Consider the following 20,948-nt stretch of genomic DNA (forward strand, 5'->3'; position numbering starts at 1 on the left):
ACGGCTTACTGCAGCACGTCCGCGATCTCGTCGAACCGGAGTCTGCGCCCCGTGTAGAAGGGCACCTCCTCCTTCACGTAGAGGCGGGCCTCGGTGTAGCGCAGGTCGCGCATCATGTCGACGAGGTCGGTGACGTCGTCGGCCTCCATCGGCAGGATCCACTCGTAGTCGCCGAGCGCGAATGCGGCGACCGTGTTCGCGACGACGCCGGTGAACGCGGCACCCTTGCGACCGTGGTCGGCGAGCATGGCGCGCCGCTCGTCCTCGGGAGCGAGATACCACTCCGGGGTGCGGACGAAGGGATACAGGCACAGCCAGTCCCTCGGCTCGACGCCGCGCAGGAAGCCGGGCACGTGAGCCCTGTTGAACTCGGCGTCGCGGTGCACGCCCATGACGTTCCAGACCGGCAGCAGGGAGCGCAGCAGCTCGGTGCGGCGCAGGCGACGCAGAGCGCGCTGCAGCTCCTCGGCCGTCGCGCCGTGCAGCCACACCATCAGATCGGCATCGGCCTTCAGCCCGGAGACGTCGTAGAACCCGCGCACCGTGACACCCGAGTCCTCGATGTACGAGACGATCGTCTCGAGCTCGGTGGCATCGGACTCGGTCACGGGGAGGTCGGGGTTGCGCCGCCACACGGCCCACAGGGTGAAGCCGGACAGGTTCTCTTCGCGCTCAGCGGACATGCGACCAGTCTGCCTCCTTTGCCGAGGAGTAGCGAAACTGGATGCCCGCTCTCAGATCCGACCGACGACGCCGAGGATGCCGGGGCAGGTCGGGATCAGCGGGAGAGCGCGCGAGCGACCACCCACACGACGCCGCCGACCGTCGCGGCGAGCGCGACGGCAGCGGCGATCGCGCCGACCGGGTTGCGGTCGGCGAACGCACGGGCCTTCACGGCCGCACGCTTGGACGCCTGGTCGAGGCGTCGAGGGACGTTGCCCTTGACCTCGATCGCGGCGAGCGCGGCCTTGAGCTCGGCCCGGGCCGACTCCACCGGGTCGACGATGCCGGCCGGCACCGCGGTCTTCGGCAGGGACGACGTCGATGCCGAAGAGCCGTACCGGGAGTCGCGCGATCCGGACCGCGCCTGACGGGGGCCGCGGATCGAGTTGTCAGAGTTCGTCATCGCCGGCTTCCTTCACGAGTCGGAGGTCCTCGCCGACCGCCTGCGCGGGATTCTCGCGGCGGAGCACCTTGCGGAACTTCAGGATGCCGAGCAGCGCGAAGAACAGCACGGCGAGGAGAAGGATGCCGAACACGGCGAGCGCCGACAGCCACACGGGCCACCACGAGGAGAGCCCGGCGATCGCGAAGACCAGGATCACCGGCACGGCCCAGAACAGGAAGAACAGCGCGACGACGAACCACACGGAGCCGATTCCGGCATCCTTCGCGGTCTTCGACACCCACTTCTTCGCCGCGTCGATCTCGGCCTTCACGAGGTTCGAGATCAGCGAGGGGAGGTCGCCGATGAGCGACAGCAGACTGTCATCCGCGCGATCGCGGTATCCGCGGGGCACGATCAGTCACCGGACTTTGTCGTCGAGCGCGACGACGAAGTCGATCGGGTGGATCCCGACTTCTTCGCGGCCGGCTTCTTCGCTGCGGACGTCGAGGCGGGCTTCTTCGCGGCCGGCTTCTTCGCCGAGGACTTCGCCTCGTCGACGGCATCCTCGGTCGCGTCGACGACCTCTTCGGCGGCCTTGCGGCCGGCGGCCACGGCCGCGTCGAGACGCTGACCCGCGGTGCCGCCGCCGTTGGCCGACTTCACGACCCGCTGCACACCCGACCAGATGGCGCCGGGCACCGCCGCCGCCTTGTCGCCGACGTACCCCTTGACCTTCTCGACCTGCTCCTGCACCGGGTCGAGGTGCCAGACCTTGAGCCACTGCGTCTTGATCTGCTCGTAGCGCTCGCGGCCTGCGCGCGTCCCGAGGACGTATCCCACGCCGAGTCCTACGACGAGTCCGATCTTCCCCTTCATGGGGTCTCCTCACGTTGTTCCGGTACGACCGCCCGAGGGCGACCCGGCGGCTCGGCGCCGCCTGCCAGGTGTCCAGCGTAACGCTGTATGCCGATTTCGGCATCTACCGCACAGAGGGTTGACACGGCGGTGCGGAACCCTCAGGCGTCGCGCCGTCGACGCGTCTCCGAACCGCCGCGGAGAGCCCGATCGACGAGAAGGACCCGCCTCAGTCGCTCAGCAGTCCTCGGCGGAGACGGTCGGCCTCGTCGTGGGCGTCGGGCACGACCTGCGCGAGACCGGTTCCGGCGAGCCAGGCCCCGACGGCGGCGAGTCCGGGCACGGCGCGCACGGCGGCGCGAGCGGCATCGCGTCGCTCTCGCGAGCCGATGATCGACGCCGGTTGCGCCTGCACGAACCGGGCGCGATGCGCCGCCAGCAGATCGTCGGCACCGAGCGGTGCACCGAGCAGGGACGCCGCCTCGCGCAAGGCCAGCTCCGCGGCGGATGCGTCGTCGAGGTCGGCCGTCGCGGCGGGCTCGCCCTGGGCGCCGAACGACACCCGCACGACGTGCCGGTCGCCGGCGGCCTCGCGCACCCACGTCCACTTCGCGCTGGAGTGCGTGAGCGCCTTGGCCGTGTGACTGCCGGGCACCGTGAGCACACCCGTGCCGCGGGGAGCCCCGTCGAGGGCGCCCGCTGCGAGCAGCAGCGTGACGACCTCGATCTCGGGGGCCTCGGCGGGCGCGGCCGTCGCCAGCGCGGGGACCGCATCGGCGAGCAGGATCCGCGCCACGGCCTCGGACGTCGCGACGACCACGGCATCCGCCGTGAGCACGGGCGCGTCGGCGTCGATCTGCACCGCGGGTGCCGCGTCGACGTCATCGGGTTCCGGAGCGGCGGTCGATGCGGGCTTGTCGATGCCGGGCTCGTCGATCACGACTGACCAGGCGCCATCGGAGCGCACCAGCTCCGTGACCGTCGTTCCGGTGCGGACGATACCGCCGAGAGTCTCGATGTCGGCGACGAGCGCGTCGACGAGCGACACCATCCCTCCCACGAGTCCCTCGACCGCCGCGCCGGGGGTCGTCGCCTTCGCGGCCGCGGATGCACTCTGGTCACGCAGCACCTGCACGGCGCCGGACAGCGATCCCACGCTCGTGAGCGCCGCGTTCAGGCCGGGGGCCGCGACGTCGACGTCGACGTCCTCCGGCGCCGCCGAGTACACGCCGGTGGTCACCGGGGCGACGAGCCGGTCGCGGACCCTCGCGCCCATGCGGGTGCGCACGAGGTTGCCGAGACTGCGGTCATGCCCGATCGTGAGCGGAGGGCGGATGCGGTCGACGTACGCACGCCAGACGCCCGACCACCCGATGATGCGTCGCACGTCCTCCTGGAAGGGGTTGCTCGGGATGCCGAGGATTCCGCCGACCGGCAGCGGGGCGGCGCCGACGCCGGGGATCCCGGCGAGCCACGCGCCACCGGCCGCGGGCGCGACGACGCGGTCGTCCAGGCCGAGCTCCGCGATCAGGGCGCGCACATGGCCGCCCCGCGTGGCGTAGCTCTCCGCCCCGGCGTCCACGACCACCCCGTCGAGGTCGGCGCTGCGGATCGCTCCGCCGACGGCATCCGACGCCTCCAGCAGAGTGACCTGCATGCCCACCTTCGCGCACTCCCGCGCCGCGACGAGACCGCTGATCCCTCCGCCGATCACGACGACGTGCCGCTGCGCCGCGCGCGCCGCGCGCGACTCGAGCTCGGCGCGGGCGGCTTCGGCCTCGCGGTCGGCAGCAGGACCGGACGCGGACGACGCGGATGCCGGAGTCGCGTCGCTCATGAGTGCACGAGCTCGACGATGCGGGTGAGCTGATCGGGGTCGGTCTCGGGCGGCACGCCGTGACCGAGGTTGAGGATGTGCCCCTTCGCGGAGCGTCCGCGCTCGAGCACGTCGCGCACGTGGGCTTCGAGCACGGGCCACGGCGCCGACAGCAGCGCCGGATCGATGTTGCCCTGCAGCGCCGTGTCGGGACCCACGATCGCCGCGGCCTCGTCGAGCGGCAGGCGCCAGTCGACGCCCACGCCGTCGGCCACGCCGTCGAGACGCATGTCGGCGAGGAACGGGCCGGTGCCGACGCCGAAGTGGATGGCCGGGAGACCGATGCCCTGCAGCGCCGCATGCGAATGCGGCGCCACGAAACGCCGGTAGTCGGCGGGGCTGAGGGAGCCCGCCCACGAGTCGAACAGCTGCACGACGGATGCTCCCGCGTCGCGCTGGATCTCGAGGAACCGCCGCGACACCCGCGCCAGCCAGCCGGCGAGCGCGTTCCAGGAGTCCGGATCGCCGTGCATCATCGCCCGAGCCCGCAGGTGCTCCTTGGACGGGCCGCCCTCCACGAGATAGGCGGCGAGCGTGAACGGCGCACCCGCGAAGCCGATCAGCGGGGTGTCGCCGAGCTCGGCGGTGACGATGCGCACGGCCTCGGCGACGGCGGTGCCGTCGAGGGCGTCGGGGTCGATCGCGGTGATGCGCCGGACGTCGTCGGCGGTGCGCACCGGGTTCGCGAACACCGGGCCGCGGCCCGGCTCGATCTCGACGTCCACACCGGCGAGGCGCAGCGGGATCACGATGTCGCTGAAGAACACAGCGGCATCGACGCCGTGGCGCCGCACCGGCTGCAGGGTGATCTCGGCCGCCAGATCGGGCGTGAGGCAAGCGTCCAGCATCCGTGTGCCGACCCGCAGCTCCCGGTACTCGGGGAGCGAACGACCGGCCTGGCGCATGAACCACACGGGCGTGCGATCGGGGCGGGGACCGGTGAGGGCGCGCAGCAGAGGAGCGTCGGAGAGGGCCATGCCTCCATCCTCCCATCCCACCCCCTGGCCGACCTGTGCGCGGAGCGGGGTAGACTCGTGGGGTGCTGCTGTGTGTCACGGCGAGTCACAAGACCGCCTCCTTCGAACTGCTCGAACGCCTGAGCCGCACCCCCGACGACGTCGCCTCCACCGTGGTGGACGCAGCGTCGTGCGTGCAGGGTGCGGTCGTGCTGGCGACGTGCAACCGCTTCGAGGCGTACGTCGAGATGGACGAGCCCGTCACCGCCGCAGGCGCGATCGGCGTCGAGGCCGTGCTCGAGGCCGTGGAGTCCGCGACCGGCATCACGGTCGGCGAGATGGACGGCGCGTACGAGGTGCACTCCGGACGCCATGTCGCCGAGCACCTGTTCTCGGTCGCATCCGGGCTCGAGTCCGTGGTCTCCGGCGAGGGCGAGATCGCCGGTCAGGTGCGCCGCGCCCTCAAGAGCGCCCGCAAGGACGGCACCACCTCCCCCGAGCTCGAGCGCCTGTTCCAGCGCGCGAGCCAGGCGCAGCGCAAGGTCAAGAACGTCACCGCTCTGGGCCGCGCCGGTCGCTCGCTCGTGCGTCTCGCGCTGGAGCTCGCCGACAGCCGCATCGCCGACTGGTCCGCCGAGCGCGTTCTGCTGGTGGGCACCGGCGCGTACGCGGCCGTCACGCTCGCGACCCTCCGCGAGCGCGGAGCCGTCGACATCTCCGTCTACTCCCCCTCCGGCCGCGCCGAGAAGTTCGCGGCGAAGCACGGCCTCCGCGCCGTGTCGGCGGCGGAGTACGCGCGGGTCGCCGCGCGCTCCAGCCTCCTCATCACCTGCACCACGGCGACCGAGCCCGTGCTCACGCCGGCGCACCTCGCCGCGGCGACCGGCCCGGCAGCCCTCGGCTGCCCGGTCGCCTCGCACAGTCAGCTCGTGATCGATCTCGGGATGCCGCGCAACGTCGACCCCGCAGTCGCAGCCCTCGAAGGCGTGGCGCTGCTCGACCTCGAGACGATCAGCCTGCACGCACCCCTCGAGGAGCTGCAGGCGACGGACGCCGCGCGATCGGTCGTGCGCGAGGCCGCTGACACGTTCCACGTGGTGGGCAGCCGCCAGAGCGTGACCCCCTCGGTCGTCGCGCTGCGCTCGCACATCTTCTCCCTGCTCGACTCAGAGATCGACCGGGCCCGCGCGCGCGGCGATCAGGACGGCAAGGTCGAGCAGGCGCTGCGCCACCTCGCCGGAGTGCTGCTGCACGCACCCACGACCCGGGCGCACGAGCTCGCGGCCGCGGGTCGCGCCGACGAGTTCGCCTCCGCACTGTCGACTCTCTACGGCCTCGAGCCGATGGAGCCGGCGCGGGGCACGATCGCGGACGACGCCGCCACCGCCTGATCCGGCAGGAGACTCCCGGGGGGTGCGCCCTCGACGAGGTCTCCACAGCTCGATCTCCCCGGTGAGTTCTCCCCCGTACCCGACGGGTACGCGATCGATGACTCCCCCGCCTCCGAGATGCTTCATATCGTCGGATCGGTGACAAGCGCGGACCGACCGCGCACACTGGGAGGATGCTCGTGACTCCGGATGTGATCGGCATGATCATCGCACTCTTCGCCTTCACCCTCACCGTGCTCGGCGGCGTCGGGCATCTGCTCGCGCGGCAGACGAAGGCGCTGGACGGCCGGTTCGAGAAGATCGACGCCCGATTCGAGAAGATCGACGCACGGTTCGAGAAGATCGATACGCAGTTCGAGGAGATACGCGGCGAGATCGCCGAGATCAAGATCTCCATCGCCCGGATCGAAGGCCCGGTGGCGCGATTGCAGCGCCTGTGAGCGCGGGCTGTCAGACTGGACGCATGGCCCTTCACATCACCGGAGACACCGCCGCCGACGCCCTGCTCACCGAGAACCCCCTCGCCCTGCTGGTGGGGATGCTGCTCGACCAGCAGGTGCCCATGGAGACCGCCTTCGCCGGTCCGCTCAAGATCGAACAGCGCACGGGAGCCGCGGATGCCGCCGCCATCGCCGGCATGGACCCCGACGAGTTCCTGGAGGCGTTCAAGACGACACCCGCCGTGCACCGGTTCCCCGGATCCATGGCGGCACGCGTGCAGACGCTCTGTCAGGATCTCGTCGATCACTGGGGCGGCGACGCCGCCGCGCTCTGGACCGACGGCGACCCGAGCGGTGCCGAGGTGCTGAAGAGGCTCAAGGCCCTGCCGGGCTTCGGCGAGCAGAAGGCGAAGATCTTCCTGGCTCTGCTCGGCAAGCAGTACGGGTTCACGGGAGAAGGATGGCGCGAGGCGGCCGGCGCCTACGGCGAGGACGGGTCTTTCCGCAGCGTCGCCGACATCGTCTCGCCCGAGTCGCTGACCAAGGTGCGCGAGCACAAGAAGGCCATGAAGGCCGCAGCCAAGGCGAAGGCATGACGACCGCGACCGAGGCACGGGCATGAGGCCCACCGGCGACGACGTCGCGGGTCTGATCGCGCGCGCGAAACCTGCGATCCGCAGAAGGGATGCCGAGACCCTCACCGCGCTGATGCAGGAGGTCTCCGGGCGCGAACCGCAGACGTGGGGCACGATCATCGGATTCGGCTCGTGCCACTACCGCTACCCGACCGGCACCGAGGGCGACAGCGGGCTACTGGGCTTCGCGCCCCGCGCGGCCGCGACCACGATCTATCTCTTCGACGGGGCCGATGCGCACGCCGAGGCGCTGTCGACGCTCGGACCGCACACCACCGGCGCGAGCTGCGTCTACATCAAGGACCTCGAGCAGGTCGACCTCGACGTGCTCCGCGGCATCCTCACGCGATCACTGGCGTGGATGGAGGCCGGCGGCTCGCCCGAGGCGCAGATCACCGTCACGGGCTGACCCGTCGTGCGCACGTGACGCGCTGCGGTCTCGGCGCAGCACCTCGACGAGCGCGACCCACGACACCACGACGGCGCTGACGACCGCGAGCACGCACCCTGCCGCAATGACGTGGAGCGCCCGCCATCGCGACATGGAACTCGCTCCATTCCTCGATCACGAGAGCTCCTCGATCATGAGGACATGCCAGGCCCGGTGCGCACAGCGTCGAGCCCCTCGCCGCACGGACGGCGAGGGGCTCGGTGCGGGATCCGACCGGGCTCGGACGCGCCACGCCGCTCAGTGCGGCTGAGGCATGCTCTGCGATCCTCAGCCCTGATCGGCGAAGAAGGCGCGGAGATCCGCAGCCAGCACCGCCGGACGCTCCAGCGCGGCGTAGTGGCCGCCCTCGTCGAAGCGGCTCCAGTGCACGATGTTCGAGTTGTCGCGCTCCGCGAACACCCGGATCGTCTGGAAGTCGTCGGCGAACACGGCCACGCCCGTGCGCGCATCGCTCACCCGCGGTTCGGCGCCGTCCGCCGCATCCGCTCGCGCGTTCTCGAGGTAGCTGCGGCTCATCCCCGACGCGGCGTTCGCGAACCAGTTCACACTCACCTCGAGCAGGATCTTCTCGAGCGGGACGAGCGAGGTGCCGTTGCCGAACGAGGCGAACAGCTCACTGTAGGCGAGCAGCCCGACCGGTGAGTCGCTGAGCCCGACCGAGACCGTCTGCGGACGCGACGAGTTCATGGTGTTGTAGCCGCCGACCGACTGGAACCACTGCATGTGCTCGAGCCCCGCATAGTCCTGCGGTTCGAGACGCTCGAACTCGGCGGGGTCGCCCGACGGGAACGAGAAGAGCTGCAGGACGTGGAGTCCGAGGAATCCCTCCGGCGCGCGCAGCCCGAGCTCACGCGCCACCATCGCGCCGTTGTCCGACCCGTGGATGCCGTAGGAGTCGTAGCCGAGCGCCCGCATCAGCCGGTCATAGGCCTCCGCGACCCTCGCGGTGGTCCATCCGGACGACGCGAGCGGCTGCGAGAACCCGTATCCCGGGGCGTCGGGGATCACGACGTCGAAGGCGTCTTCGGCGCGACCGCCGTGGGCGACGGGATCCACGAGCTCGTCGATCAGGTCGAGGTAGTCGACGGCTGAGCCGGGATACGTGTGGGCGAGCAGCAGCGGGGTCGCGCCCTCGTGACGCGACCTGACGTGCAGGAAGTGGATGGTCTGCCCGTCGATCTCGGTCGTGAACTGCGGGTGCGCGTTGAGCCGCTCCTGGGCGGCCTCCCAGTCGAACGCCCGCCACGCGGTGATCGCCTTGCGCAGATAGGCGTTCGGGGTTCCGGCATCCCAGTCGTCCACAGGAGACGGCTGCGGAAGCCGGGTACGGGCGAGGCGATCCTGCAGATCGGCGACCTCGGCGGCGGAGACCGAGACGGTGAAGGGGCGGAAGGCGAGTGTCGTGTTGTTCATGTCTCCACGGTAGGAATTCAATAGGTTGAATATGTTCCTAATGAACGCACCGATTTTCGGAGATCTCATGAGCGATCCGACCGCCCGCCTGCTGGCCCTCCTGGCACAGCTGCAGACCGCGCCCGGGCGCTCGGGCAGCGAGCTGTCCGCACGGCTCGGCGTCTCCGCTCGCACGATCCGCCACGACATCGAGCGCCTGCGCGCCCTCGGCTACCCCGTCGACGCCACACGGGGCTCGACGGGCGGATACCGCCTCGGCGCCGGAGGCAAGCTCCCCCCGCTGCTGCTCGACGACGAGGAGGCCGTCGCGGTCACGGTCGGACTCCGCGCCGCCGCCGGCATCGCAGGGATCGCGGACTCCGGTGCTCGCGCCCTCGCGAAGCTCGAGCAGGTCCTGCCGTCTCATCTGCGCCCGACAGTCGACGCCCTGCGGTCGAGCGTCGACCGCGCTCCCGAGAACAACGACACCGACGCCCCCGACCCCGAGGTCGATGCGGCTGCGCTGCAGGCGATCGCGACGGCGATCCGCAACGAGGAGTGGCTGCGATTCGAGTACGACGGCGACCCGCGCCTCGTCGAGCCGTATCGGCTCCTGACCTGGCATCGGCGCTGGTACCTCGTCGGCCGCGATCCGCAGGGCGGCGACTGGTCGACGTACCGGGTGGACTGGATGACGCTGCGCATGCCGACCAGACGGCGGTTCGCTCCGCAACCGCTCCCGGGAGGCGACTACACGGCGTTCGCGATGCGCACGATCGCCGTGAGCGGATGGGTCGTGCACGCTCGACTGCGCATCGACGCCCCTGCGGAGGCGGTTCTCGACCGCATCCATGCCGCGGTCGGCGTCGTCGAGCCGGTCGACGAGACCCACTGCATCCTCGTGACAGGAGCCGACAGCCTCGACACCGTCGCCGCGTACATCGGGATGCTGATGATGGACTTCACCGTCGAATCGCCGCCCGAGCTGATCCCTCGACTGCAGACGCTGTCGGAACGCTATGCGCGGGCGGTCGCCGGCTCGGGGTGAACCCGAAGGCCGCGGGGTGACCCCGCTCAGGCCCCCTTGAGGCGCTCGGCGAGGTACGCGTGGAGCTGGTCGATGCGGACGCGCTCCTGTGCCATGGTGTCGCGGTCGCGCACGGTCACGGCGTTGTCGTCGAGCGAGTCGAAGTCGACCGTGACGCAGAAGGGCGTGCCGATCTCATCCTGCCGACGGTAGCGGCGGCCGATCGCGCCGGCGTCGTCGAAGTCGACGGCCCACGAGCTGCGCAGCGTGTCGGCCACCTCGCGTGCGAGCGGCGAGAGGCGCTCGTTGCGCGACAGCGGGAGCACGGCGGCCTTGACCGGCGCGAGGCGCGGATCGAGCTTCAGCACGGTGCGGACGTCGGTGCCGCCCTTCGCGTTCGGCACCTCCTCCTCGCGGTAGGCGTCGACGAGGAACGCCATCATCGCGCGGGTCAGGCCGAACGAGGGCTCGATCACGTACGGCGTGTACCGCTCGCCCGAGGCCTGGTCGAAGTACGTCATGCTCTGCCCCGAGGCCTCGCTGTGGCTCGACAGATCGTAATCGGTGCGGTTGGCGACGCCCATGAGCTCGCCCCACTCCTTGCCCTGGAACCCGAAGCGGTACTCGACGTCGATCGTGCCGGCCGAGTAGTGCGCGCGATCCTCCTCGGGCACGTCGAACTGGCGCATGTTCTCCGGGTCGATGCCCAGATCGATGAACCAGCTCCAGCAGGCCTCGACCCAGTGCGCGAACCACTCCGGCGCGTCGGCCGGCGGCGTGAAGAACTCGATCTCCATCTGCTCGAACTCGCGGGTGCGGAAGATGAAGTTGCCGGGGGTGATCTCGTTGCGGAACGCCTTGCCGACCTGGCCGATGCCGAACGGCGGCTTCTTGCGGCTCGCGGTGAGCACGTTCGAGAAGTTCACGAAGATGCCCTGCGCGGTCTCCGGACGCAGGAAGTGCAGGCCGGATTCGTCGTCGACGACACCGAGGTAGGTCTTCACGAGGCCCGAGAACGACTTCGGCTCGGTGTACTGCCCCTTCGTGCCGCAGTTCGGGCACGGGACGTCGGCCAGACCGTTCTCGGCCTTGCGGCCCTTGCGCGCCTCGAAGTCCTCGATGAGGTTGTCGGCGCGGAAGCGCTTGTGGCAGCTCAGGCACTCGACGAGCGGGTCGGTGAACGTCGCGACGTGACCCGAGGCCTCCCACACGCGCTTGGGCAGGATGATGCTCGAGTCGAGGCCGACCATGTCGCCGCGACCGCGCACGAACGTCTGCCACCACTGGCGGCGGATGTTCTCCTTGAGCTCGGTGCCGAGGGGTCCGTAGTCCCAGGCCGACCGGGAGCCGCCGTAGATCTCACCCGCCTGGAAGACGAACCCGCGGTGGCGGGCAAGGGCGATGACCTTGTCGAGACGAGACTGTTCGGCCACGGTGGCTCCAATGGTCGGGATGCGGCGGGATGCAGAGAGGCCCGAGAAAACGGGCACGACAATTCTATCCGCGCGCGATTATGCGCGCGTGAACAGGTAGCCGCGCCCGACGTCGAAACCGGCGATCCGCAGTCCGCTGCCGAGCAGACCCTCCATCTGCGCACGGAGGCGCGTGCGCCACTCGTGCGCCGCCGCCGGGTCCGTCTCGCGCAGCGCCTCGATGTCGGAGGGGATCTCGAGCGTCTCGACCACGAGATCGGATGCCGGGGGCTTCGCGATGTCGGCGAGCGCCCACTCGACGTCGAGCCGGTCGCTCTCGTCACCGGCATCCCCTCCGCCGAAGATGCCGTAGCGGTTGACGGAGTACCCGGTCACCCGGGCGCCGAGCACCGACAGGAAGAAATGCGCGTTGCGCGCGACGAGCGGGTCGTACGTCCAGGTGATGCGGCCGACGTCGCGCGAGAACGCCCACTGGCGCTGGTGCTCCTTGAGCTCGCGTCCCCAGCCGCGCCCCCGGTACTCCGGAAGCAGTGCGGTGATGTGGGAGTGCATCGCCCGCTGGGCCGGAGCGCCGAAGAACGCGATCGAGGCTCCGACCATGCGCTCTTCCCCGCCTTCGCCGTCGAACAGGCCGACGACGTAGTTGCCGGACTGCTGCAGCGCGCGCAGAGTGCCGGCGTCGATCACGCGTTCGGGGCCGCGGATCGAGTCCAGCACGCCCTGCGCGTCGATGATGAGTTCAACGGTGTCGAGATCACGGATGGTTCGCACGCCCCCCAGTCTGCCCCTTCTCGAGCCCGAAGGCGGAATCCGATCGTCGGGAGATCAGGACGAACGGCGCGCCGAGCAGGCGTACCGTGGAGGGATGGCAACCAGCGATACCGCCGAAAAAACCGCGGACACCCGTTTCTTCGGCCAGCCGTGGGCCCTCGTCCACGTGTTCGGCGTCGAGATGTGGGAGCGCTTCAGCTTCTACGGCATGCAGGGCATCCTGCTGATCTACCTCTACTTCTCCGTCACGGAAGGCGGGTTGGGTCTGCCTCAGGCCGTCGCCGGCGGCATCGTCGGAGCCTACGGCGGCTCCGTGTACCTCTCGACCATCCTCGGCGCATGGATCGCCGACCGGATGCTGGGGTCGGAGCGCGTGCTGTTCCTCAGCGCGATCGTGATCGTCGCCGGCCACGTCGCGCTCGCCCTGCTGCCGGGGTTCCTCGGCGTCGGCGTGGGCCTCGTGCTCGTGGCCCTGGGCTCGGGAGGCCTCAAGGCCAACGCGACCTCGGTGGTCGGCACCCTGTACAGCGCCGACGACACCCGCCGCGACGCCGGGTTCTCGCTGTTCTACCTCGGCATCAACCTCGGCGCCTTCCTCGGCCCCATCCTCACCGGCATCCTGCAGTCGACCCTCGGCTTCCACTTCGGATTCGGACTCGCCGCGATCGGCATGACGCTCGGTCTCGTGCAGTACGCGTTCGGCCGCCGAGGGCTGCCCGACGAGGCGCGGCGCGTGCCCAACCCGCTCCCCGCGAAGCGCTACCCGCTCGTCGCGGTCGTCACGGTGGCCGCGATCATCGTGATCGTCGCCCTGGTGCTGCTCGGCGTGATCAAGCCCGACAACCTCTCGACCATCGTGATCATCGGCACGGTCGTCGCCGCGATCGCCTACTTCGCGGTCATCCTCTCCAGCCGCCGGATCGACGCGACCGAGCGCTCGCGCGTGTGGGGCTTCCTGCCTCTGTTCGTCACGAGCGTCGCGTTCTGGTCGCTGTACCAGCAGCAGTTCACGGTGCTCACCGTGTACTCGGACGAGCGGCTCGACCGCAACATCTTCGGTTTCGAGATGCCGGTGTCGTGGGTGCAGTCGATCAACCCGGTGTTCATCATCATCCTGTCGGGCGTCTTCGCGGCGGTCTGGACTCGCCTCGGCGCCCGCCAGCCGTCGACGCCCGTGAAGTTCGCCCTCGGCGCGATGATCATGGGATCCGCGTTCCTGCTGTTCCTGATCTTCGCGAACGGCGCCGCGAACTCGACGCCGCTGCTCGCGATCGTCGGCATCCTGCTCGTGTTCACGATCGCCGAGCTGCTCATCTCCCCGGTGGGGCTCTCGGTCACGACCAAGCTCGCGCCGACGGTGTTCCACACGCAGATGGTCGCGCTGTTCTTCCTCTCGATCGCGCTCGGCACGGCGATCTCCGGATGGCTCGTGCGGTTCTACGACCCCAAGAACGAGGTGCCGTACTTCTCGATCCTCGGCGGCATCGCGATCCTCGTCGGCGCGGGGCTGCTGCTGTCGGTCAAGCCCGTGCTGCGGCTCATGAAGGGCGTGAGCTGACTCACACCGCCCGCAGCACCTCGCGGTCGAGGTCGGCGACGGCGGTGAGACCCGCGAGGCCCAGCGTGATGTCGAGTTCGGCGAGGACGTTGCGCACGACCTCGCGGACTCCGACCTCGCCCGCGACCCCGAGGCCGTAGGCGCAAGGGCGCCCCAGCGCCACGGCCGTGGCACCGAGAGCGAGGGCGATCGCGACGTCGGCTCCCCCGCGCACCCCGGAGTCGAACACGATCGGCACGCGACCGGAGACGCGCTGCGCGATGTCGGGCAGCACGTCGAGCGTAGGCACCGAGCGGTCGATCTGACGCCCGCCGTGATTCGAGACCCAGATGCCGTCGGCACCGGCGTCCAGCGCACGCTGCGCGTCATCAGGGTGCACGATGCCCTTCAGGATGATCGGCAGGCTCGTCCACTCCCGGGCCTTCGCGAGGTCGTCCCAGGTGAGGGCGGGCGTCGAGAACACGTCGAGGAACGTCTCGACCGCCGCGCGCGGCAGCGGGGAGCGGATGCTGTCGCCCAACCCCGCGCCGGTGAGAGCGGCGCCCTTGCGGGCGATCGTCACGGCGGCGGCCACGGCCTTCGGGGTCACCTTCACGCGGGGCGCAGCGCCGCTCGCCGGACGCGCCGCCCGCTCGCGCACGAGGCGCCGGAACACCGGATCGCTCGTGTACTGCGCGATCCCCATGCCGCGCGTGAACGGGAGGTACGCGAGGTCGAGGTCGCGCGTGCGCCAGCCGAGCAGGTGCGTGTCGAGCGTGACGACGATCGCCTCGCAACCCGACGCCTCCGCGCGGGCGAGCAGCGACGCGTTGAGCTCGTCGGACGACGACCAGTACAGCTGGAACAAGCGCGAGCAGTCGGGGGCGGCGTCGCGCACCCGCTCCATCGGGAACGAGGCCTGGTTCGACAGCGTGTACGGCACGCCGAGGGACGCCGCCGCCCTGGCCACGGCGAGATCCGCATCGTGGTGGGCCATCTCCATCACCCCGAGCGGGGCGAGCAGCAGCGGCGTGGGGCGACGACGCCCGAGGAGATCGATCGAGAGGTCGCGCTCGGAGACGTCGCGCAGGGGCCGGGGCCACACCTGCCATCGGTCGAAGGCCGCGCGGTTCGCGTGCATCGTGGTCTCGGCGCCGGCGCCGCCCGCGATGTACGCGAAGGCCTCGGCGCTCAACGTCCGGCGAGCCGCGGCTTCGAGGGCGGCCCGGTCGACCGGCACCGCGGGCGTGGTGCCGCTGATGCCCGCACGGTAGATGTCGGACTGGGTGCGCCGGGAGATGCCACGACCCGATGCGGGATCGTCCGGAGCGACGCTGCTCGTGACCATGACGCCATGCTAGCCACCGCGGTCGGCGACCGCTGCGGCCGCGACCCTCGCGTTCCCTCGCGCCGATATCTTGGAACGATGGGAGAGAACGACGATCGCGCACGCAGACGGCTCTCCCGACGAATCCCCCGCTGGGCGACCGTGGCCGTGCTCGCCTTCGCCGGGCTCTGCGCCTCCTTCATGTTCACGCTCGTGGTGCCGCTGCAGGCGGAGCTGCCGCGACTGCTGAACTCCTCTCGCGAGGACACGACCTGGGTCGTCACGATCACGCTCCTGGTCGCCGCGGTCGCGACTCCCATCTCCGGACGCCTCGGCGACATGTACGGCAAGCGCCGCGTCGTGATCGCGCTGCTCGCGCTGCTCGTGCTCGGATCGCTCATCGCCGCCGTGTCGGGCTCGATCGTCGGCGTCATCATCGGCCGGGCTCTGCAGGGCGCCGTCACCGGCGTCGTCCCGCTCGGCATCGCGATCATGCGCGACGTGCTGCCGCCGGAGCGCCTCGGTACCGCCGTCGCCCTGATGAGCGCGACCATGGGCGTCGGCGGAGCCGTGGGGATGCCGGTCGCGGCGCTGCTCGCCGAGAACGCCGACTGGCACTGGCTGTTCTGGCTCGCGGCCGCGCTGGGTGTGATCGGGCTCGCGCTCGTGATCGTCGCCGTGCCGGAGGACGTGCTGCGCACGCCCGGACGCCTCGACGTGCTCGGCGCGATCGGACTGGCGATCGGCCTCACCGGCATCCTGCTGTTCGTCTCCCGTGGCGCGCAATGGGGCTGGACGTCGCCGCTCACGCTCGCCTGCATCGGCGGCGGTATCGCGGTGCTGCTGCTCTGGGGCTGGTACCAGTTGCGGGCGTCCGACCCCCTGCTCGATCTGCGCGTCGCCGCTCGGCCCGCTGTGCTGTTCACGAACATCGCCGCGATCGGCATGGGTTTCGCGCTGTTCGCGTCGAACGTGACCTTCCCCCAGCTGCTGGAGATGCCGGTGGCGACCGGCTCGGGGTTCGGACTCGACATGGTCTCGGCCGCGCTCGTCGTGATGCCCGCCGGCCTGGTCATGATGGTGATCTCGCCGCTGTCCGGCTGGCTCGAACGCACGGTCGGACCGCGCCCGCTGTTCACCGTCGGCGCTTCGGCGATCGTGGTCGCCTACCTGTTCGTGCTGCTGTGGTCGAGCGAGGTATGGCACATCCTCGTCGGCAACATCCTCATCGGCGTCGGCATCGGGTTCTCGTTCGCCGCGATGCCGATGATCATCATGCGCTCGGTGCCCGCGAACGAGACCGGCGCCTCGAACGGCCTCAACGCCCTGTTCCGGTCGGTCGGCACCTCGAGCGCCTCGGCCGTCATGGGCGGGGTGCTGGCCGCCATGAGCGTCGAGGTCGACGGCGTCGCGATCCCGACCCGCACGGCGTTCGACGTGTGCTTCTGGCTCGCGATCATCGCAGGTGCCGTCGCCGTCGTGCTGTCGCTGTTCATACCGCGCCAGCGCGGGAGCGAGCGGCGGCCGTCGCTGCCGAGCTGAGCGGGGCGCTCGCCGTCCGCGAGCTCAGAGCACGCGGGGGTCGGGGTCACCGGAACGCGGCGGACGCAGACGCGACGGCACCGGCCACGGCAGCACGAAGCGGTCGGTCGGCGGACGGTTCACATCGCCGAAGTCGTCGATCTTGACGACGATACGACCGGGCGAGCCGTCGACGTCGGGCGTGACCTCGAGGATCCGCACACGCAGCGGGCTGTCTGCCTCGCCCTCGAGCATCCACGGCTCGGCGAGCCACCCGATGCCGTGATCCTCCAGCGCAGTCTCGGCGTCCAGCCAGTCGATCGGCGCCGACACGGGGCGTCCGAGCACGTCGACGGGAACCCAGTCGTCTCCGACGGGATGGATCCAGCCGAGGAGCTCACCGTCGTCGCGGCGGTGGGGCGTCCAGTCGTTTCGGGGCATGACTAGTGCGTGTATTCCATGAGCTCGACGCCCAGGACCCTGAACGCGTCGTGGGCGCGCAGGCGGTGGGTGATCGAGAGGTCGTCGAAGCACACGATCAGGGAGTAGCCGACGCCTGCGCGAGGGCCGGCGAGCACTCCGGCCTCGGCACGCACGCCCCGGTCGCGACCTGTCTTGTTGATGAAGAGCAGCCCGTGCGCATCGTGGTCGTGTGCGAAAGGATCGAGGCCGGTCGACGCCGCGACGAGGCTCAGATCCTGATTGAGGCTCAGCCACTCCGAGACCTGGGCGCTGACGGGAGCGTCGACCACCTGTGAATTCACGAGGGCCGAGAACAGGCCGGCAAACTCGCGCGCCGACCCGACGGCGACCTGCGGGGCGTCGTCAGGACCGCGTTCGTCACGGAACCGGTCGAGCACGGCTGTGCGGCGCAGACCCAGGTCCTCGATGCGCCGCCGCACGCGATCGTGCCCGACCCGCTTCAGCAGGGCGTTCACCGCGATCGGGTCGCCCGCGGTCGCCGCGAGCACCGCGAGATCCTCGAGCGGAAGCGCCGGTGCGTGGAGATGCCGCCAGACCCCCGAGGTCGAGACCGCGTCGACCGTGCTGCGCTCGACGATCTCGAGCGGGTCGAGCGCGCCGGACTCGAACGCCGCCGCGACCTCGATCAGCAGCGGGACGACGCCGAGACCCGCGACCGGCATCGTGACGTGATCGTCGCCCGACAGCACGTGCACATGGCTGTCGAGATCGACGACGTGCACCGAGACCTGTGCGCCGGCATCCGCGAGCTGCTCGAGCGCCCGCAACGTCGAGGTGAACGATCGTCGCCCGGCGGCGGCTCGGCGCGGCAAGCGGCGACTGGCTCGCTGAGAACGGCGCAGCGAGGCCAGAGAAGGTCCATCGACAGGCTCGGGAGCGCCCACGCGTGATCCTTAAGGGGGTGTGGATTGGCGGGTAGTCACGGGGTTCGACCCCCGCGGCACGGATATCGTAACCCCCGGTGATGGGGATGCCGCACAGACTCCGATGATTGGTCATCAGAACGTCACGCGGGGGAAACGGGAGCGCCCGCCACGTGGTGAGGAGCGCTCCCGCGGTCAGCGGGTCGGAGCGCTCACCAGATGGTGACCCGCGCGTCGCGGGGCAGCCACAGCGCGTCGGACTCGGTCACGCCGAAGGCCTCGTAGAACGCATCGATGTTGCGCACGATCTGGTTGCAACGGAACTCGGTCGGCGAGTGCGGATCGATCGTGAGGAGTCGCAGCGTCTCGGCCTCGCGGCTCTTCTGCTGCCACACCTGGGCCCACGAGAGCAGCAGACGCTGCACGCCGGTGTACCCGTCGATCACAGGATCGTCGGCGCCGTCGAGCGAGAGCTCATAGGCCTTGAGCGCGATGCCCAGTCCGCCGAGGTCTCCGATGTTCTCGCCGATCGTGAGCGCGCCGTTGACGTGATGCTCGGCGTCCAGGCCCTCGGGCACCAACGCGTCGTACTGCGCGATGAGAGCAGCGGTGCGCTCCTCGAACGCCGAGCGGTCGGCATCCGTCCACCAGTCGTCGAGCTTGCCGTCGCCGCCGTACCGGCTGCCCTGGTCGTCGAAGCCGTGGCCGATCTCATGGCCGATCACAGCACCGATGCCGCCGTAGTTCGCGGCCGCGTCGCGTGCCGCGTCGAAGAACGGGTACTGCAGGATCGCCGCAGGGAACACGATCTCGTTCATGAGCGGGTTGTAGTACGCGTTGACCATCTGCGGCGGCATGTACCACTCCGTGCGGTCGATCGGCTTGCCGACCTTGTCGACGTTGCGGTCGTGCTCGAAGACTGCCGCCCGGCGCACGTTGCCGAACAGGTCGGAGCGATCGATCTCGAGCGTCGAGTAGTCGCGCCACACCTCCGGATGCCCGATCTTCGGCGTGAACGCGTCGAGCTTCGCGAGGGCGCGCTCGCGCGTCTCCGCCGTCATCCATTCGAGCGTCGTGATGCTCCGGCGATAGGCCTCGATGAGGTTCGCGACGAGCTCGTCCATAGCCGCCTCGGCCGTGGGCGGGTAATGCCGCTCGACGTAGACCTTGCCGATCGCCTCACCCAGCGCCCCTTCGGTCACCGAGACGCCGCGCTTCCAGCGCTCGCGGATCGTGGGCACGCCGGTGAGCTCGGTGCCGTAGAAAGAGAAGTTCTCCTGCACGATGTCGTCGGTGAGGTACGGCGCGGCGGCGTGCACGACCTGCGCACGCAGCCAGGCCTTCCAGTCGTCGAGGCGATCGGCCGTCAGAAGCGTGCCGAGACCTTCGAGGAAGCTCGGCTGGTACACCACGGCCTCCGCGAACGCCTCCGCGTTGCTCGGCGCCACCGCCTCGCGCCACGGCGTCAGGTCGACGCCGCCCAGCGCCTGGATCTCGTCCCAGCTCTTCAGGTTGTACGTCGCGACGGCGTCGCGGCTGCGCACGTTGTCCCAGTGATGCGCCGCAAGCTCGGTCTCGAGGGCGATCGAGCGCGCCGCCTGGTCGGCGGCATCCGGGATGCCTGCGAGCGTGAGCAGACGCTCCAGATGACCGCGGTACGCCGACCGCGTGCCCTCGAACGTGTCGAGGCGGTAGTAGCTCTCGTCGGGCAGCGACAACCCGGCCTGCACCAGGAACGGCACATAGCGCTCGGGATTGCCGGGGTCGGGCTCGATGTACAGCCCGATCAGGTGCGCGCGTCCGTCACGGTCGTACGCCCCGACCGTGCGGAGGAAGGCGGGGATGCCGTCGATCGCGTCGATCTCGGCCAGGGTCGCGGCGAGCGGAGTCGCTCCGGCCGCCGCGATGCGCTCGGTGTCCATGAAGCTCGCGAACAGGTCGCCGATCTTGCGGGCGAGGGTGCCGGGCTCGGCCTCCTGCGACTCCTCGATGATCGTGCGCACGTCGCTCTCGGCCTGCTCGGCGAGCATGTGGAACGACCCCCAGCGCGCCTTGTCGCCCGGGATCTCGGTGCGGTCGAGCCACGCGCCGTTGACGTGGCGGTACAGGTCGTCCTGCGGACGAATGTCGGAGCTGAACTCGGTGGTCGCGAGGCCGGAGGGAAGCAGGTCGGTCATGCGACCAGCCTATGCGGCGGTCCGACATTCGGGTCGGGAGTTCCGCGCGCGGCGATCACGGGCGGCGGACGGGGCGGTCGTCGACCGGGCGGATCCGGCGGCGAAGGATGCGAACGAGCTCAGGCTCGCCGGCCGAGCCCGAAGCGCCGACGACGCGGGGGCGACGCGTCCTCCGCCGGTGCGGCGGCACGGCGGGACTCGCGGCGCTCCCGCCAGGCGACGACCTCCGCCTCCACGTCGCGCGTGGCGGTCACCACCGGCGGGCCGCCCTGTAACTGGCGCCGCGCCTCGATCACCCTCCGGTTGAAGTCCTCGAGCGCCTCGCGCACGTCCCCCTCGCGGCCGAGGGCGTCGAGCCGGGCGCCGAGCCCCGCATCCTCCGCACGCAGCATGATCGCGGGCGGTCCGAGCCCGGTGATGTTCTCCGTCTCGATCTTGCGCCGGATCCACCAGTCGGGATCATGATGCGTGCCCAAGCCCTCCAGGGGCTTTCCCGCGCCCGGAAGGTCGTCGAACTCCCCGCGCCGGATCGCGACCTGGATCGCGGTCTCGATGTAGGCGGCCCGATCCACGGCCGCGGCGGCGCCGGGCGCCGCGCCGGCGTCCTCCGTCTCCTGCGCCTCGGCTCCGTCCGCATCGCGCGTGCGCTGCCGCGAGCGATACCGCGCGGCGACCTCCCGGGGATCTGTCATGACGCACCTCCGT

The 20,948-nt window shown here is 70.5% G+C and carries 21 protein-coding genes; 7 read left to right on the forward strand and 14 right to left on the reverse strand.

Annotated features, from left to right (window positions below):
* Positions 1 to 5: 5 nt before the first annotated feature.
* The 6 genes from hemQ to hemE all read right to left on the reverse strand — a co-directional run bounded on the left by hemQ (position 6) and on the right by hemE (position 4,816).
* Positions 6 to 683 (reverse strand): hydrogen peroxide-dependent heme synthase, encoded by a 678-nt coding sequence (hemQ, locus tag ACIPYT_RS02725; protein ID WP_401070405.1) that lies wholly within the window; start codon positions 681 to 683, stop codon positions 6 to 8.
* A 95-nt stretch (positions 684 to 778) separates the two neighbouring features.
* On the reverse strand, positions 779 to 1,126 hold the full coding sequence (locus ACIPYT_RS02730) for a hypothetical protein (RefSeq protein ID WP_401070407.1): 348 nt from the start codon (positions 1,124 to 1,126) through the stop codon (positions 779 to 781).
* On the reverse strand, positions 1,113 to 1,520 hold the full coding sequence (locus ACIPYT_RS02735) for a phage holin family protein (RefSeq protein ID WP_401070409.1): 408 nt from the start codon (positions 1,518 to 1,520) through the stop codon (positions 1,113 to 1,115). The genes ACIPYT_RS02730 and ACIPYT_RS02735 overlap by 14 nt, the downstream gene beginning before the upstream one ends.
* Positions 1,521 to 1,522: 2 nt before the next feature.
* The gene (locus ACIPYT_RS02740) at positions 1,523 to 1,984 is read right to left on the reverse strand and encodes a hypothetical protein (RefSeq protein ID WP_401070411.1); all 462 of its coding nucleotides are present in this window, start codon (positions 1,982 to 1,984) and stop codon (positions 1,523 to 1,525) included.
* Positions 1,985 to 2,192: 208 nt separating this feature from the next.
* Positions 2,193 to 3,800: a protoporphyrinogen oxidase gene (gene hemG / locus ACIPYT_RS02745; protein ID WP_401070413.1), complete on the reverse strand. Its 1,608-nt coding sequence runs from the start codon at positions 3,798 to 3,800 to the stop codon at positions 2,193 to 2,195.
* Positions 3,797 to 4,816: a uroporphyrinogen decarboxylase gene (hemE, locus tag ACIPYT_RS02750; RefSeq protein WP_401070415.1), complete on the reverse strand. Its 1,020-nt coding sequence runs from the start codon at positions 4,814 to 4,816 to the stop codon at positions 3,797 to 3,799. Before hemE ends, hemG begins: the two co-directional genes overlap by 4 nt.
* Positions 4,817 to 4,878: 62 nt before the next feature.
* Here hemE and ACIPYT_RS02755 point away from each other — a divergent pair, with 62 nt between their 5' ends.
* From ACIPYT_RS02755 to ACIPYT_RS02770, 4 genes are all read left to right on the forward strand, one after another.
* Complete coding sequence (locus tag ACIPYT_RS02755; protein ID WP_401070417.1) at positions 4,879 to 6,186, forward strand: glutamyl-tRNA reductase; 1,308 nt, start codon at positions 4,879 to 4,881, stop codon at positions 6,184 to 6,186.
* Positions 6,187 to 6,359: 173 nt separating this feature from the next.
* On the forward strand, positions 6,360 to 6,626 hold the full coding sequence (locus ACIPYT_RS02760; protein ID WP_401070419.1) for a hypothetical protein: 267 nt from the start codon (positions 6,360 to 6,362) through the stop codon (positions 6,624 to 6,626).
* A gap of 23 nt (positions 6,627 to 6,649) precedes the next feature.
* Positions 6,650 to 7,222 carry an HhH-GPD-type base excision DNA repair protein gene (locus ACIPYT_RS02765; protein ID WP_401070421.1) on the forward strand — a complete coding sequence of 191 codons (573 nt, stop codon included), beginning with the start codon at positions 6,650 to 6,652 and terminating at the stop codon, positions 7,220 to 7,222.
* Between the two features lie 22 nt (positions 7,223 to 7,244).
* Positions 7,245 to 7,670 (forward strand): DUF1801 domain-containing protein, encoded by a 426-nt coding sequence (locus ACIPYT_RS02770; RefSeq protein WP_401070423.1) that lies wholly within the window; start codon positions 7,245 to 7,247, stop codon positions 7,668 to 7,670.
* A gap of 309 nt (positions 7,671 to 7,979) precedes the next feature.
* Here ACIPYT_RS02770 and ACIPYT_RS02775 read toward each other — a convergent pair whose 3' ends face one another.
* The gene (locus ACIPYT_RS02775; RefSeq protein ID WP_401070425.1) at positions 7,980 to 9,125 is read right to left on the reverse strand and encodes an epoxide hydrolase family protein; all 1,146 of its coding nucleotides are present in this window, start codon (positions 9,123 to 9,125) and stop codon (positions 7,980 to 7,982) included.
* 67 nt (positions 9,126 to 9,192) lie between these two features.
* On the opposite strand from ACIPYT_RS02775, the gene ACIPYT_RS02780 reads away from it, so the two are divergent.
* Positions 9,193 to 10,152 (forward strand): helix-turn-helix transcriptional regulator, encoded by a 960-nt coding sequence (locus ACIPYT_RS02780; protein ID WP_401070427.1) that lies wholly within the window; start codon positions 9,193 to 9,195, stop codon positions 10,150 to 10,152.
* 26 nt (positions 10,153 to 10,178) lie between these two features.
* Here ACIPYT_RS02780 and ACIPYT_RS02785 read toward each other — a convergent pair whose 3' ends face one another.
* Positions 10,179 to 11,564 (reverse strand): glycine--tRNA ligase, encoded by a 1,386-nt coding sequence (locus tag ACIPYT_RS02785; protein WP_401070429.1) that lies wholly within the window; start codon positions 11,562 to 11,564, stop codon positions 10,179 to 10,181.
* A 78-nt stretch (positions 11,565 to 11,642) separates the two neighbouring features.
* A complete protein-coding gene (locus ACIPYT_RS02790) occupies positions 11,643 to 12,335 on the reverse strand; it encodes a GNAT family N-acetyltransferase (protein WP_401070431.1) in 693 nt (230 codons plus the stop codon).
* Positions 12,336 to 12,429: 94 nt separating this feature from the next.
* On the opposite strand from ACIPYT_RS02790, the gene ACIPYT_RS02795 reads away from it, so the two are divergent.
* A complete protein-coding gene (locus ACIPYT_RS02795) occupies positions 12,430 to 13,893 on the forward strand; it encodes a peptide MFS transporter (protein WP_401070433.1) in 1,464 nt (487 codons plus the stop codon).
* A gap of 1 nt (position 13,894) precedes the next feature.
* On the opposite strand, the gene ACIPYT_RS02800 is transcribed toward ACIPYT_RS02795, so the two are convergent.
* On the reverse strand, positions 13,895 to 15,220 hold the full coding sequence (locus ACIPYT_RS02800; RefSeq protein ID WP_401070435.1) for an alpha-hydroxy-acid oxidizing protein: 1,326 nt from the start codon (positions 15,218 to 15,220) through the stop codon (positions 13,895 to 13,897).
* 78 nt (positions 15,221 to 15,298) lie between these two features.
* Between ACIPYT_RS02800 and ACIPYT_RS02805 the strand changes: the two genes are divergently transcribed.
* Positions 15,299 to 16,741, forward strand: a complete 1,443-nt coding sequence (locus ACIPYT_RS02805; RefSeq protein WP_401070437.1) for an MFS transporter — start codon at positions 15,299 to 15,301, stop codon at positions 16,739 to 16,741.
* 24 nt (positions 16,742 to 16,765) lie between these two features.
* Here ACIPYT_RS02805 and ACIPYT_RS02810 read toward each other — a convergent pair whose 3' ends face one another.
* The 4 genes from ACIPYT_RS02810 to ACIPYT_RS02825 all read right to left on the reverse strand — a co-directional run bounded on the left by ACIPYT_RS02810 (position 16,766) and on the right by ACIPYT_RS02825 (position 20,935).
* On the reverse strand, positions 16,766 to 17,161 hold the full coding sequence (locus ACIPYT_RS02810; protein ID WP_401070439.1) for a hypothetical protein: 396 nt from the start codon (positions 17,159 to 17,161) through the stop codon (positions 16,766 to 16,768).
* Positions 17,162 to 17,163: 2 nt separating this feature from the next.
* Positions 17,164 to 18,054, reverse strand: coding sequence for a serine hydrolase (locus tag ACIPYT_RS02815; protein ID WP_401074725.1), 891 nt, complete (start codon positions 18,052 to 18,054; stop codon positions 17,164 to 17,166).
* A gap of 224 nt (positions 18,055 to 18,278) precedes the next feature.
* Complete coding sequence (locus tag ACIPYT_RS02820) at positions 18,279 to 20,243, reverse strand: M13 family metallopeptidase (RefSeq protein WP_401070441.1); 1,965 nt, start codon at positions 20,241 to 20,243, stop codon at positions 18,279 to 18,281.
* A 119-nt stretch (positions 20,244 to 20,362) separates the two neighbouring features.
* The gene (locus ACIPYT_RS02825) at positions 20,363 to 20,935 is read right to left on the reverse strand and encodes a DUF1992 domain-containing protein (protein WP_401070443.1); all 573 of its coding nucleotides are present in this window, start codon (positions 20,933 to 20,935) and stop codon (positions 20,363 to 20,365) included.
* Positions 20,936 to 20,948: the final 13 nt, after the last annotated feature.

The organism is Microbacterium sp. NPDC089695, assembly GCF_044749085.1.
In the GTDB taxonomy this organism is placed as follows: Bacteria; Actinomycetota; Actinomycetes; order Actinomycetales; family Microbacteriaceae; genus Microbacterium.

Bases quoted from the DNA above. Each gene is read 5' to 3' on its own strand.
- hemQ (WP_401070405.1), bottom strand. From the start codon at position 683: ATGTCCGCTGAGCGCGAAGAGAACCTGTCCGGCTTCACCCTGTGGGCC.
- ACIPYT_RS02730 (WP_401070407.1), bottom strand. From the start codon at position 1,126: ATGACGAACTCTGACAACTCGATCCGCGGCCCCCGTCAGGCGCGGTCC.
- ACIPYT_RS02740 (WP_401070411.1), bottom strand. From the start codon at position 1,984: ATGAAGGGGAAGATCGGACTCGTCGTAGGACTCGGCGTGGGATACGTC.
- hemG (WP_401070413.1), bottom strand. From the start codon at position 3,800: ATGAGCGACGCGACTCCGGCATCCGCGTCGTCCGCGTCCGGTCCTGCT.
- hemE (WP_401070415.1), bottom strand. From the start codon at position 4,816: ATGGCCCTCTCCGACGCTCCTCTGCTGCGCGCCCTCACCGGTCCCCGC.
- ACIPYT_RS02760 (WP_401070419.1), top strand. From the start codon at position 6,360: ATGCTCGTGACTCCGGATGTGATCGGCATGATCATCGCACTCTTCGCC.
- ACIPYT_RS02765 (WP_401070421.1), top strand. From the start codon at position 6,650: ATGGCCCTTCACATCACCGGAGACACCGCCGCCGACGCCCTGCTCACC.
- ACIPYT_RS02770 (WP_401070423.1), top strand. From the start codon at position 7,245: ATGAGGCCCACCGGCGACGACGTCGCGGGTCTGATCGCGCGCGCGAAA.
- ACIPYT_RS02775 (WP_401070425.1), bottom strand. From the start codon at position 9,125: ATGAACAACACGACACTCGCCTTCCGCCCCTTCACCGTCTCGGTCTCC.
- ACIPYT_RS02780 (WP_401070427.1), top strand. From the start codon at position 9,193: ATGAGCGATCCGACCGCCCGCCTGCTGGCCCTCCTGGCACAGCTGCAG.
- ACIPYT_RS02795 (WP_401070433.1), top strand. From the start codon at position 12,430: ATGGCAACCAGCGATACCGCCGAAAAAACCGCGGACACCCGTTTCTTC.
- ACIPYT_RS02800 (WP_401070435.1), bottom strand. From the start codon at position 15,220: ATGGTCACGAGCAGCGTCGCTCCGGACGATCCCGCATCGGGTCGTGGC.
- ACIPYT_RS02805 (WP_401070437.1), top strand. From the start codon at position 15,299: ATGGGAGAGAACGACGATCGCGCACGCAGACGGCTCTCCCGACGAATC.
- ACIPYT_RS02810 (WP_401070439.1), bottom strand. From the start codon at position 17,161: ATGCCCCGAAACGACTGGACGCCCCACCGCCGCGACGACGGTGAGCTC.
- ACIPYT_RS02820 (WP_401070441.1), bottom strand. From the start codon at position 20,243: ATGACCGACCTGCTTCCCTCCGGCCTCGCGACCACCGAGTTCAGCTCC.
- ACIPYT_RS02825 (WP_401070443.1), bottom strand. From the start codon at position 20,935: ATGACAGATCCCCGGGAGGTCGCCGCGCGGTATCGCTCGCGGCAGCGC.